This window comes from Micromonospora sp. NPDC048843 (genome assembly GCF_040649965.1).
Lineage (GTDB): Bacteria > Actinomycetota > Actinomycetes > Mycobacteriales > Micromonosporaceae > Micromonospora > Micromonospora hortensis.
Genome location: NZ_JBEZGJ010000204.1, coordinates 1 through 11,557, shown reverse-complemented (window position 1 = coordinate 11,557; position 11,557 = coordinate 1). Strand labels below are relative to the sequence as shown.

10 protein-coding genes and 2 pseudogenes are annotated in these 11,557 nt (G+C 69.6%); 7 read left to right on the top strand and 5 right to left on the bottom strand.

The genetic code is table 11. From position 1 onward, the window contains the following. Window positions 1–73: 73 nt before the first annotated feature. Window positions 74–3,604, bottom strand: a complete 3,531-nt coding sequence (gene dnaE, locus AB0C20_RS31505; protein ID WP_357187144.1) for a DNA polymerase III subunit alpha — start codon at window positions 3,602–3,604, stop codon at window positions 74–76. Window positions 3,605–3,748: 144 nt separating this feature from the next. Between dnaE and AB0C20_RS31500 the strand changes: the two genes are divergently transcribed. Beyond that, window positions 3,749–4,369 carry an L-threonylcarbamoyladenylate synthase gene (locus AB0C20_RS31500; RefSeq protein WP_357187147.1) on the top strand — a complete coding sequence of 207 codons (621 nt, stop codon included), beginning with the start codon at window positions 3,749–3,751 and terminating at the stop codon, window positions 4,367–4,369. Between the two features lie 163 nt (window positions 4,370–4,532). Here AB0C20_RS31500 and AB0C20_RS31495 read toward each other — a convergent pair. Further along, a pseudogene (locus tag AB0C20_RS31495) lies at window positions 4,533–4,691 on the bottom strand (zinc ribbon domain-containing protein); the annotation flags it as partial. Between the two features lie 107 nt (window positions 4,692–4,798). On the opposite strand from AB0C20_RS31495, the gene AB0C20_RS31490 reads away from it, so the two are divergent. Further along, window positions 4,799–5,338 carry an RNA polymerase sigma factor gene (locus AB0C20_RS31490; protein WP_238682975.1) on the top strand — a complete coding sequence of 180 codons (540 nt, stop codon included), beginning with the start codon at window positions 4,799–4,801 and terminating at the stop codon, window positions 5,336–5,338. After that, the gene (locus AB0C20_RS31485; RefSeq protein WP_357187150.1) at window positions 5,335–5,877 is read left to right on the top strand and encodes a hypothetical protein; all 543 of its coding nucleotides are present in this window, start codon (window positions 5,335–5,337) and stop codon (window positions 5,875–5,877) included. The genes AB0C20_RS31490 and AB0C20_RS31485 overlap by 4 nt, the downstream gene beginning before the upstream one ends. A gap of 102 nt (window positions 5,878–5,979) precedes the next feature. Here AB0C20_RS31485 and AB0C20_RS31480 read toward each other — a convergent pair. Next, a pseudogene (locus tag AB0C20_RS31480) lies at window positions 5,980–6,258 on the bottom strand (low temperature requirement protein A); the annotation flags it as partial. Window positions 6,259–6,576: 318 nt separating this feature from the next. Here AB0C20_RS31480 and AB0C20_RS31475 point away from each other — a divergent pair. Continuing rightward, window positions 6,577–7,437: an NAD(P)H-binding protein gene (locus AB0C20_RS31475; RefSeq protein ID WP_357569349.1), complete on the top strand. Its 861-nt coding sequence runs from the start codon at window positions 6,577–6,579 to the stop codon at window positions 7,435–7,437. Window positions 7,438–7,601: 164 nt separating this feature from the next. On the opposite strand, the gene AB0C20_RS31470 is transcribed toward AB0C20_RS31475, so the two are convergent. Further along, window positions 7,602–7,859: a hypothetical protein gene (locus AB0C20_RS31470; protein WP_357569348.1), complete on the bottom strand. Its 258-nt coding sequence runs from the start codon at window positions 7,857–7,859 to the stop codon at window positions 7,602–7,604. Between the two features lie 48 nt (window positions 7,860–7,907). Next, on the bottom strand, window positions 7,908–9,320 hold the full coding sequence (locus tag AB0C20_RS31465) for a serine/threonine-protein kinase (protein WP_357569347.1): 1,413 nt from the start codon (window positions 9,318–9,320) through the stop codon (window positions 7,908–7,910). A 133-nt stretch (window positions 9,321–9,453) separates the two neighbouring features. Here AB0C20_RS31465 and AB0C20_RS31460 point away from each other — a divergent pair, with 133 nt between their 5' ends. From AB0C20_RS31460 to AB0C20_RS31450, 3 genes are all read left to right on the top strand, one after another. Beyond that, window positions 9,454–10,053, top strand: a complete 600-nt coding sequence (locus tag AB0C20_RS31460; RefSeq protein ID WP_357187163.1) for a hypothetical protein — start codon at window positions 9,454–9,456, stop codon at window positions 10,051–10,053. A 131-nt stretch (window positions 10,054–10,184) separates the two neighbouring features. Continuing rightward, complete coding sequence (locus tag AB0C20_RS31455) at window positions 10,185–10,526, top strand: PadR family transcriptional regulator (protein ID WP_091401756.1); 342 nt, start codon at window positions 10,185–10,187, stop codon at window positions 10,524–10,526. Continuing rightward, complete coding sequence (locus AB0C20_RS31450) at window positions 10,523–11,473, top strand: permease prefix domain 1-containing protein (RefSeq protein WP_357187167.1); 951 nt, start codon at window positions 10,523–10,525, stop codon at window positions 11,471–11,473. The genes AB0C20_RS31455 and AB0C20_RS31450 overlap by 4 nt, the downstream gene beginning before the upstream one ends. The last annotated feature ends 84 nt before the right edge of the window (window positions 11,474–11,557 follow it).

Here is an 11,557-nt window from a genome sequence, read left to right as displayed (position 1 = left end):
CCTCTATCTGGGCGCGGGCGGGGGTCTGTCCGCTGGGGTCGGGCCGGGGCAGGCGGGCCGGACCGAGGCCGGCTCAGCTCACGTTGGCCGGGCCGAGAACGCTCTTCAGGTCACCCATCAGCGCGGTCGTCGCCGCCACCCGGAACGGACCCAGCCGCAGGGTGGTGGTGCGCCCGCCGTTCTGGAGTTTGACGTGCACCTCGGTGTCGCCGGGGTGCAGCACCAGGGTTTCCTTGAGTTTCTCCACCAGCGGCGGTGTGCAGCGGTGCACCGGGATGGTGAGGGTGACCGGCTTGTTGGTGGCGCTGGTGCTGACGTCCGGCATGGACATGTCCATCGCCATGATCCGTGGGGTGTCGTCGCGGCGGTCCACCCGACCCTTGACCACGACGATGGCGTCCTCGGCGATGTACTGCCCGATCACCTCGTAGGTGTTGGGGAAGAACAGCGCCTCCACCCCACCGGCCAGGTCCTCCAGGGTGGCCGACGCCCAGGCCCGGCCCTGCTTGGTGACCCGGCGCTGCACCCCGGAGAGGATGCCGGCGAGGGTGACGACCGCCCCGTCGGGCACCCCGCCCTCCTCGGCCAGGGACGCGATGGTGGTGTCGGCTGCCGCGTTGAGGATGTGCTCCAGACCGAACAGCGGGTGGTCGGAGACGTACAGGCCGAGCATCTCCCGCTCGAAGGCCAGCTTGTCGCGCTTGTCCCACTCGCTGTCGCCGATGGTCGGCATCACGGTGGTGCTGCCGGTGTCGGCGTCACCGAAGCCGGCGCCGAACAGGTCGTACTGGCCGACGGCCTCCTTGCGCTTGACGTCGGCGTACGCGTCGATCGCGTCGGCGTGCACCGCGAGCAGGCCCTTGCGGGGGTGGTCGAGAGAGTCGAACGCCCCCGCCTTGATCAGCGATTCGATTGTCTTCTTGTTGCAGACCACGGCGTCCACCTTGGACAGGAAGTCGTAGAAGTCGCCGTAGTCGCCCTTGTCGTCCCGGCAGCGCATGATCGAGGCGACCACGTTCGCCCCGACGTTGCGGACGGCGGCGAGGCCGAAGCGGATGTCCTTGCCGACCGGGGTGAACGGCCCGGCCGAGGTGTTCACGTCCGGCGGCAGCACCTGGATGCGCATCCGGCGACACTCGGCCAGGTAGAGCGCCATCTTGTCCTTGTCGTCACCGACGCTGGTCAGCAACCCGGCCATGTACTCAGCCGGGTAGTGCGCCTTCAGGTACGCCGTCCAGTAGGAGACCAGGCCGTACGCGGCGGAGTGCGCCTTGTTGAAGGCGTACCCGGCGAACGGCACCAGGACGTCCCACACCGCCTGGATCGCCTCGTCGGAGTAGCCGCGCTCGCGGCAGCCGTCCCGGAACGGGATGAACTCCTTGTCGAGGATCTCCTTCTTCTTCTTACCCATGGCCCGGCGCAGCAGGTCCGCCTGACCGAGGGTGTAGCCGGCGAGGATCTGCGCGGCCCGCTGCACCTGCTCCTGGTAGACGATCAGGCCGTGGGTGGGCGCGAGGATCTCCCGCAGCGGCTCCTCCAGCTCCGGGTGGATCGGCGTGATCTCCTGGAGGCCGTTCTTTCGCAGCGCGTAGTTGGTGTGCGAGTCGACGCCCATCGGGCCGGGTCGATACAGGGCCAGGACGGCGGAGATGTCCTCGAAGTTGTCCGGCTTCATCAGCCGCAGCAGTGACCGCATCGGCCCACCGTCGAGCTGGAACACGCCCAGGGTGTCGCCGCGGGCCAGCAGCTCGTACGCGGCCTTGTCGTCCAGCGGCAGGCCCAGCAGGTCGAGCTTCCGGCCGTGGTTCAGCTCGATGTTCTTGACCGCGTCGTCGATGATCGTCAGGTTGCGCAGGCCGAGGAAGTCCATCTTCAGCAGCCCGAGCGACTCGCAGGTCGGGTAGTCGAACTGCGTGATGATCGCCCCGTCGGCGTCGCGGCGCGTCAACGGGATGTGATCGATGATCGGCTCGGCGGACATGATGACGCCGGCAGCGTGCACACCGGTCTGCCGGATCAGCCCCTCGATGCCCTTGGCCGTGTCGATCACCTTGCGGACGTCCGGGTCGGAGTCGTACAGGCCGCGGATCTCGCCCGCCTCGGCGTAGCGGGGGTGCTTGTTGTCGAAGATGCCGGTGAGCGGGATGTCCTTGCCCATCACCGCCGGCGGCATCGCCTTGGTGATCCGGTCGCCGACCGCGTACGGGAAGCCGAGGACCCGGGCCGAGTCCTTGATCGCGGCCTTCGCCTTGATCGTGCCGAATGTGGCGATCTGGGCGACCTTGTCCTCGCCCCACTTGTCGGTGACGTACTTGATCACCTCGCCGCGCCGACGCTCGTCGAAGTCGATGTCGACATCCGGCATCGAGACCCGCTCCGGGTTGAGGAACCGCTCGAAGATCAGGCCGTGCAGGATCGGGTCAAGGTCGGTGATGCCCAGCGCGTACGCGACGAGCGACCCGGCGGCCGAGCCACGGCCCGGACCCACGGCGATGCCCTGGTTCTTCGCCCACTGGATGAAGTCGGCGACCACGAGGAAGTAGGACGGGAAGCCCATCTGGTTGATGACGCCCAGCTCGTACTCGGCCTGGACGACGTGCCCCTCGGGAATGCCGCCCGGATAGCGGCGGGCCAGGCCGGCGAAGGTCTCCTTGCGGAACCAGGACTCCTCGGTCTCCCCCTCGGGCACCGGGAAGCGCGGCATCAGGTTGTGGAACTCGAACATGCCCTTCGGGTCGACCTTCTCGGCCACCAGCAGGGTGTTGCGGCAGCCCTCCTGCCACAGCTCGGACGAGTCCACAGCGCGCATCTGGTCGGCGCTCTTGATGAAGTAGCCGCCACCCTCGAACCGGAACCGGTTGGGGTCGTCGATGTTGCTGCCGGTCTGCACACAGAGCAGCACGTCGTGGGCGGTGGCCTGCGCCTCGTGGGTGTAGTGGGAGTCGTTGGTGACCACCGGCGGGATGTCCAGCTTGCGGGCGATCTCGGTGAGCCCCTCACGGACCCGGCTCTCGATGGAGAGGCCGTGATCCATGATCTCCAGGAAGTAGTTGTCCTTGCCGAAGATGTCCTGGTAGCTGGCGGCGACCTTGAGGGCCTCGTCGAACTGGCCCAGCCGCAGCCGGGTCTGCACAGCGCCGGACGGACAGCCGGTGGTGGCCATGATCCCCTCGGCGTGCTCGGCGATCAGCTCCATGTCCATCCGGGGCCACTTGACGTAGTGCCCCTCCATGGAGGCGCGCGAGTTGAGGGTGAACAGGTTCTTCAGGCCCTGCGCGTTCTTCGCCCACATGGTCTTGTGGGTGATCGCGCCGTTACCGGAGATGTCGTCGCTCTTCTGCTCCGGGCGACCCCACTTCACCCGGGCCTTGTGATAGCGCGACTCCGGCGCCACGTACGCCTCGACGCCCAGGATCGGGGTGATCCCGGCGGCCATCGCCTGGTTGTAGAAGTCGTTCGCGCCGTGCATGTTGCCGTGGTCGGTGATCGCCACCGCGGACATGCCCAGCCGCTTGGCCTCGGCGAACAGGTCCTTCAGTCGGGCCGCTCCGTCGAGCATCGAATACTCGGTGTGCACGTGCAGATGCGCGAACGAATCAGCCATGCGTGGCGCCCCCCGGCGGTGTGGATCTTGTTGGTCGGAGCCGACCGGGACCTACCCTACCGAGGTGATCTCGGCGGCTCCACCGTCCGCGCCGAGGGTGGCCCTCGTCTCCTGATCCTCCCCGCGTGCGCCTAGTCTCGGAGCATGGCGAGGTACTACGACGTACACCCGGAGAACCCACAGCCCCGGGTCATCGGGCAGGTCGCCGACCTGATCCGCGGCGGTGGGCTGGTCGCCTACCCGACAGACTCCTGCTACGCGCTCGGCACCCAACTGGGCAACCAGGACGGGCTGGACCGGATCCGGCAGATCCGGCATCTCGACGATCGGCACCACTTCACGCTGGTCTGCCACGACTTCGCCCAGCTCGGCCAGTTCGTGCAGATCAGCAACTCGGTCTTCCGCCTGGTGAAGGCGTCCACCCCGGGCAGCTACACGTTCATCCTGCCGGCCACCAAGGAGGTGCCCCGCCGGATGCTGCACCCGAAGAAGCGGACCGTCGGCGTGCGGGTGCCCCGGCACACAGTCACGCAGGCGCTGCTGGCCGAGCTGGCCGAGCCACTGGTGTCCAGCACGCTGGTCCTGCCCGGCGACGAGGAGCCGATGACCCAGGGCTGGGAGATCAAGGAACGGCTCGACCACCAACTCGACGCGGTGCTCGACGCCGGCGACTGCGGCAAGGAGCCGACGACAGTGATCGACCTGTCCGGGCCCGAGCCGGAGATCCTGCGCCGGGGCGCCGGGGACGTGTCCCGCTTCGATTGACGCCCTCTCCACCCTGAAGGGCGGAGATTCCGGTCTGCTGCACCCCCGAAGGGGCACGCTCCCGGCGGGTTACCGCTTCGCTGCGCGGTGCCGGCACGGGTGCCGGTCTTACCTGCGCTCCACGGTCGCTGAGGTCCGCCCGTCCGGCGGCCCTGATGTTTCTGGCGGCGTTCACGTCTCGGTCGTGCAGGCTGCCGCATGGGCAGCCCCACGTCCGGACGTTGAGCGCCATCTTGTCGTTGATCCGGCCGCAGTCCGAGCACATACGGGTCGACGGGAAGAACCGATCTACCCGGCTGAAGGGCAGTGCACTAGCTCGCATTTCGGTAGCGCGCCGGTTTCGGGTCGGGTGCCGGACGGTACGGGGCCGCCGCCGCGGCACCTGTCATACGCTCAGGGATCGGCACCGGCGAGCATTGGACACCCGGCATGCCCGACGCGGACGACATCGACGCCCTGGCCCGGTCCGCCGCGCACGGCGACCCGGCCGCGCTCAACGCCCTGCTGGTCGCGGTGCGCCCAGAGGTGTTGCGGCTGTGCGCCCGGTTTCTGCCCAACCGGGAGGACGCCGAGGAGGCCTGCCAGGACACGTTGTTGGCGCTGGCCGGCGGCATCACCCGGTTCGAGGGGCGCTCCTCGTTCCGCACCTGGCTGCACCGGCTGACCGTCAACCGGGCCCGCTCCACGTACCGCACGCTGCGCCGCCGCTGCCGACTGGAGGCCGAGGGCGTGCCGCTGCCCGACCAGGCCGACCCCCGACGGACCAGCGTGGTCGCGGGCACCCGCCTCGACCTGCTCGACGCCTTCGACTCGGTGCATCCCGATCTCGCCGAGGTGGTCGCCCTTCGCGATGTCCTGGGGCTGAGCTACCCCGAGATCGCCGCCCTGCTCGACGTGCCGCTGGGCACTGTGAAGTCCCGGTTGCACCTGGCCCGGCGCCAGGTCCGGCAGCGGCTCGGCGCGGAATGAACCGCAGGTCGTTCCGCCGGGTCGTCGTCCTCGCGGCCACCGTGGGGGTCGCCGCCTGCGGCGCCGACGCCGTCTCGCCCCTGCCCGTCCAACCGGCCGGCCCGACCCTCTCGACCCCGACCCTCTCGCCGCCGTCCCCCTCCGCGGTTCTCCCGATCCCCGCGCCCACCGGGTCGCCATCCCGACCACCGCCGGCCAGCGCGCGCCCGGCACCGCCCGCACCCACCAGAACACTGGGTACGCCCCGAACGACTCCCCCGCCGACCGACGCGACGCCGGCCTGTCAGGGCGCTGTCCGCTACGACCTGCCGCTCGCCGAGACCGAGATCGAGCTGCTGAAATCGCTCTGCTTCGCCACCGGTGCGGTGCTGCGCATCCAGGGCATCGGGCCGGGGCTCGTCACCGTCGACCGCCCGGAATTGGTCTCCCAGCAGTACGAGGCGGGCGTGGTGGACATCCGCTTCGTCCGCGCCGGCACCGTCGCCGTCACGATCCCCAAGGACGGCCGGGAGCACACCATCACAGTGGTGGTCCGCTAGCCGGGATCGACGCCGGGCGCGGAGGAACTCGGCGGCGGCGACCCCCAGCAGCACCAGACCGGCGGCGACGCCAGCCGGGCCGGGTGGGACCCAGGTACCGCTGAAGATCAACCCGTGGTCACCGAACGCCGTGAGCAGCGCGGCGGCCATCAGCATCAGGCCGAACATGGTGCCCAGGATCAGCAGTGGGACCGGCTGCCTCCGAGGGCTGTAGCTGTCCGTGATCAACGTGGTGGTCACCCACACCGCGAACAGTGTCGACAACAGGAGCAGCGCCTGGGTGATGCCGATCCAGCTCTCGTCGCGGCCATCTACCTTGTGGTCATCGCCAGACCACAGGTGGAGTACACGTATTCGATTCCTGCGCCATTCCCTGATCATGAGGGTGACTTGGTGCTGCGAGGCCCGGCCCAGGTTGGGGCCCTGGTGCCAGTGGAGATCCCGACTGGCTTTGACGGGACGAGATGGGCTCCACGGGAACGGCCACAACTGGCCCCCACCACGGGCTGACTGTCACTCCTCCCGGTTTGCGAACGTAGTCGGCGCTGGTGCTTATCGATCGGCAATGGCACCGACCCGCGCGTTGTCTGCAACAAATGAGGGTGGTCGTTATTGAGGTGTCATACCTGTCGGCGGCATGTAGGGTCATCGATTAGGTGATCCGTCAACGTCGGTAATCTACCGAGGGGGCAAGTACCAATGATTGGCGACGGCGGAGTCCGGCCGCGGGTCCTCGTCACTGGGGCGACCGAGGTCGTCGGCCGGGTTGCCATTGATTGCCTTCTCGACGCTGGTGTCCGAACGCGGGCGCTCGTGCCGCCGACGAAAGCGGCTGGGGTGCCTGACGCGGTCGACGTGGCGTTCGGCGATCTCACTGCCCCCGAGTCGCTCGACGCGGCTCTGGTCGAAATCGACGCGATGCTGCTTGTGCCTGCCGGCGCACCAAATCGCGAAGTTCTCGAGCGAATCAGGACCGCCGGACTTCGGCGGATCATCGTGCTGTCCTCGGCCTCCGCACCGTGGGAACGGGCCCAGCCCCGCGCTAGTCGCCACTTCCTCGCATGGGAGCAGGCGGTGGGGGCAACAGGACTGGGTTGGACGCACATTCGACCGGCGGGGCTCATGGCCGCCTCGTGGCAGTGGGCTGAGGACATTCGTAGTGACAGCGTGGTGCGAGAGGGTTTCCCCACCGCTCGGTATCCGTACGTGCACGAGTGGGACGTGGCCGCGGTCGCGGTCGCCGCCCTCCTTGATCAACGCCACGATGGCGCCCGGTACCTGACCACCGGCCCGGCTGCGATCAGCGCGGCCGACCGGGTTCGTGATCTGGCGGAGGCGATCGGTCGACCGCTGCGGCTTGAACAACTCAGTGAGGATCAGGCCATCGCACGGTGGAGGGCCTTGGGTTACGACGAGGACTCCATAGAGATTCAACTCATCGTGTCGCGCGATCAGGTCGACAAGCCTCCTCGCCCCAAACGCACTGTGGAGAAGGTGCTCGGTCGGCCCGCCTTGCCGTTTTCGCAATGGGCCATCGACCACGCCGAGGACTTTCAGTAGCGACCTCAACCCAGCGACACGCGCAGTCTCGTCCGGCGATTCATGGCGCACGTGAGCAGGCGCTCATCGGCAGATCCGCGCACTGCCATGCGCCAACACCAGTAGCCTTGGCTCTCACGCACCCTTACTTGACTCTCGGCGAAGCCGGCCCGTGGTGGGGCCAGTTATGGCCGTCTCGTGGAGCCCACGGCAGCGAGCAGAAGCTGGTCGCCCGGTCGCCCGCATCGTGTACAGATGATCTGCTCGACCTTGAGCAGGGCACGGCTGGCAGCATCGCCCAATCCCATCCGGATGTGGTCGGCGGTGCCGGTAGCGCAACCGTCGGCGGCGGCCTTGCGGACGGTCTGGTTCACCACCTGCGGTTCGATCAGGTCGTTCGGGGTGCATCCAAGGATGTCGCACAACGCGACGAAGGTGTCCATCGACAGTCTCTGCGGCGGCTGGGTCACCGCCGGGCCGGTTCGCCGCACCTACCGCAGGCGCACTCCGGCGAGCAGGGTGTCCACGAAGTCGGGTCCGCTGTCAGCGGGCGGGACGATCTGCACGTACACCAGGGCGGGTCGGCCGGGGTGCAGGGCTGCCGACTCGATGATCTGCGGACGACCCCTGTCGCAGCGGTACGCCACCACTGTCCACTCGACGCCCGCCTGCCAGGTGATTCGGGGCGGCGCGGACGTGCAGTCGCCGTGGGTGCGCTCGGCCAGGAACCCGGCCGGCGTGGTGCGTGCCGCCGTGCTGGCGGAGAGGCCCACGAACGCGCCGGGCAGGCGGGGGTCGGCGGCCCAGCGGCGGGGTTGCGGCGACATCACCAGCGCCGGTTCGGGATCACCGTCGGCACCGTACTGACCGGCCCAGGTGGCACCCGTGGCGGACCAGCCGGGCGGCAACGCCACTGTCAACGGCCCGGCCGTGTACGTGCCGATGACTGGCCGAGCAGACCCGACGCCACCTGCCTCGGCGCCCACCGCACCCACCGCGGCGACGGCCACCACGGCGGCCCCGGCCAGCCGCAACCGGCGGCGCGCCCTCACCCGGGGTGACGGCTGTCGCCGCACGGGACCGGCCGCCGCAGCCGGGGCGCTCGCGCGGACCAACGCGGCGTGCACCGTCGCGGCGTCGGGGTAACGGTCGGCCGGGCGGTGGGCGGTGGCCCGGGCGAGCACCGCCGCGACCGCCGGAGGCACGCCGTCCCGGAGTCGGATCTCCGGGGCCCGCCGAGGCGGCTCGGGCCGGGTCGGGTTCGCGCTCGACGGGTCGGCGGCCAGCAACCGGAGGCCGAGCCGGCCGAGCCCGTACACGTCGGCGCGGGTGTCGACCACCGCGCCGGGATCGTCCTGCTCGGGGGCCATGTAGCCCGGGGTGCCGGCCCGAGCGGTCAGCCCGGAGGCGGCGGCGAGCGCCTTGGCGAGGCCGAGGTCGGCGATCAGCACCTGTTCCGCGCCGCCGTGGCCGGCGGTGCGGAACAGGATGTTGCCCGGGGTGAGGTCACGGTGCACGACGCCGTGGCGGTGCAGCACGGCGACCCCGGCGCAGACTTCGCCGAGCAGCCACAACGCGGTCGGCGCGGGGATCTCGCCAGTGGCCAAGCGGTCCCGCAGGCTGCCCCCGTCCGCCCAGGCCAGGACCGCGTACGGGCGGCCGTCGGGCAGCTCACCGACGGCGTGCACCCGGACCAGCCGCTCGTGCTCCAACCGGCGCAGCAACCGGGCCTCGTCGAGGAAGCGTTCCCGCACCCGCAGGTCGTGGCTCCAGTTCTCGGCCAGCACCTTGATCGCCACGTGCGCGTCCAGCGCCCGGTCGTAGCCCAGCCAGACCATCGCGAACGAACCGACGCCGAGCAGTCGCTCGACGGCGTAGGGCCCGATCAGCAGTGGAGCCGTCACCGTCTCACCCCCGGCCAGCACGGTCGGTCGGCGTCCCTCTGCACAGTAGACCCGGCCGGTCGGAATCCCGACGAACCGTTGGCCCTGGCGCGGTGACTAACAGGGCAGGAGACCCATCACCGAAGGAGCCACAATGAACCGTCCCGCGATCCTCCTCACCACCGCCGCGTTGGCGCTCGGCACGCTCGTCCCGGCGACCGTCGCCGGCCCCGCGGCGGCAGCACCCCTGCCCGGCGGCACCGCGCCCGCCTCGGCCCGTGGTCCGCTCGTCGCCGCCGCCGGGCACACCCACCCGCAGGTGCTCGGCGTTGGTGGCGTCGGTGTGTACCGCATCGGTGCCAGCCTGGCGTCGCTCACCACGAACGGACACATCGACTGGACCGTGCCGACCTGCGGCGGGGTGGTGCACGCCGGCGCGACCGGTTCCTGGGCGGGCGTGATCCTGCTGGCCTTCCGCGACGGACGACTGGTGGAGGTCGGTACGGCCACCGCGCCGCCGCGGTCCCCCGCCGGTGCCACTGTCGGCATGTCCTTCGACGAGCTGGAGGCGATCTACGGCTGGCGGGGGTCGCTGATCCGCAACGACGCGGGGGACGCCGAGGCGTACCTGGTCCGGGCGGGCTCGCGGGTGGAGCTGTTCACCGGGCACCCGATCCGGCCGGGGGTCGGCTACTTCCAGGTCGGCCCGGCCAGCTTCGTCGAGCGCAACTTCCGGCAGGGCGTGTCCTGCTGACTTTTCCCAGGTACGGGGCGTCCGGTGTCGACCGGGCGCCCCGTACGTCGTATCGGCCCGAAGGGGAGGCTGGGCGGACACGATGATGTCGGGCTAGACAACAGTGTGTGCCACACAGTATGGTGTGACACATGGTTAGCGAGGACGTTCTACGGACGCACCTACAGGAGTTGCGTCGAGGCACCGTCGTGGTGGCCAGCCTGGTCGCGCTACGCCGACCGGACTACGGCTACGCACTGCTGCAACGGCTCAGCGACCACGGCTTCCCGGTCGACGCCAACACCCTCTACCCGCTGCTGCGCCGCCTGGAGGACCAGGGGCTGCTGACCAGCGAGTGGAACACCGAAGAGAGCCGACCGCGCAAGTTCTACCGGACCAGCGACGAGGGCGAGTCGATGCTGAACCGGCTCCTCGACGACCTCGCCGCCGTACAGACCTCCATCACCGGGCTGATCCAAGGAGTGGACCGATGAACACCCTGACCGACCGCTACCTCGCCGCCACCCTGCGATCGGTGCCCACCCAGCGCCGCGACGAGATCGCCAACGAGCTGCGGGCCTCCATCGACGACATGATCGAGGGCCGGACCGATGGAGGGCAGGACGCGACCACCGCCGAGCGGGAGGTGCTCACCGAGCTGGGCAACCCGGACGTGCTGGCCGCCCGGTACGCCGACCGCCGGTTGCAGCTCATCGGCCCGACCTACTACCTGCTCTGGCTGCGCCTGCTGAAGCTGCTACTCAGCTTCATCCCGGCGCTCGTCGGCACGATCGTCACAGTGGTCGAGGCGGCCGAAGGAAAGGGTTTCGGGGCCATCGGGCCAGGCATCGTCGCGGCCATGCAGGTGGCCGTGCAGATCACCTTCTGGCTCACAGTGACCTTCGCCATCATCGAGCGCACCCAGACGGCCGTGGACGTGCCGGAGTGGACGGTGGACCAGCTGCCCGACGCACCGGTGCGACGAGGCATCCCCCTCGCCGACACCATCGCATCGGTGATCATGCTGGTGCTGACCATCGCGTACCTGCCGTTCCAGCACTACCACTCCTGGGTGCGTGGCACCGACGGCGAGAACATCCCGATCCTCGACCCGGCGCTCTGGTCGTTCTGGCTCCCGGCGCTGATCGTGGTGCTGGCGCTCAGCGTGATCTTCGAAGTCGTCAAGTACCGGATCGACCGCTGGACCTGGGCCCTGTTCGGCATGAAGGCGCTGCTCAACCTGGCCTTCTCGGTGCCGCTGGCGTGGCTGGCGCTCTCCGACCGACTGCTCAACCCGGCCCTCGGCGAGCGGCTCAGCTGGCTGGCGGAGGCAGACAACCGGAACTCCCTCGGCCTGGCCATCGCTGTGGGCGCCGCCGCGATCGTCGTCTGGGACCTGGTCGACACCGCTCGGAAGACCCGCCAGCAGACGACCGCGTGAGCGCACCAGAGTAGGCGCGACGACCATTTCCACGGCCGCCGCGGCGTGACCGGCGTCGGCCAGATCGAGGACGGATCGCCTGTC

What these genes read in the sequence shown, in the direction of transcription:
- AB0C20_RS31475 (WP_357569349.1), top strand. Translation starts at nt 6,577, where the DNA reads ATGATTGGCGACGGCGGAGTCCGGCCGCGGGTCCTCGTCACTGGGGCG.
- AB0C20_RS31500 (WP_357187147.1), top strand. Translation starts at nt 3,749, where the DNA reads ATGGCGAGGTACTACGACGTACACCCGGAGAACCCACAGCCCCGGGTC.
- AB0C20_RS31470 (WP_357569348.1), bottom strand. Translation starts at nt 7,859, where the DNA reads ATGGACACCTTCGTCGCGTTGTGCGACATCCTTGGATGCACCCCGAAC.
- AB0C20_RS31450 (WP_357187167.1), top strand. Translation starts at nt 10,523, where the DNA reads ATGAACACCCTGACCGACCGCTACCTCGCCGCCACCCTGCGATCGGTG.
- dnaE (WP_357187144.1), bottom strand. Translation starts at nt 3,604, where the DNA reads ATGGCTGATTCGTTCGCGCATCTGCACGTGCACACCGAGTATTCGATG.
- AB0C20_RS31485 (WP_357187150.1), top strand. Translation starts at nt 5,335, where the DNA reads ATGAACCGCAGGTCGTTCCGCCGGGTCGTCGTCCTCGCGGCCACCGTG.
- AB0C20_RS31455 (WP_091401756.1), top strand. Translation starts at nt 10,185, where the DNA reads ATGGTTAGCGAGGACGTTCTACGGACGCACCTACAGGAGTTGCGTCGA.
- AB0C20_RS31490 (WP_238682975.1), top strand. Translation starts at nt 4,799, where the DNA reads ATGCCCGACGCGGACGACATCGACGCCCTGGCCCGGTCCGCCGCGCAC.
- AB0C20_RS31460 (WP_357187163.1), top strand. Translation starts at nt 9,454, where the DNA reads ATGAACCGTCCCGCGATCCTCCTCACCACCGCCGCGTTGGCGCTCGGC.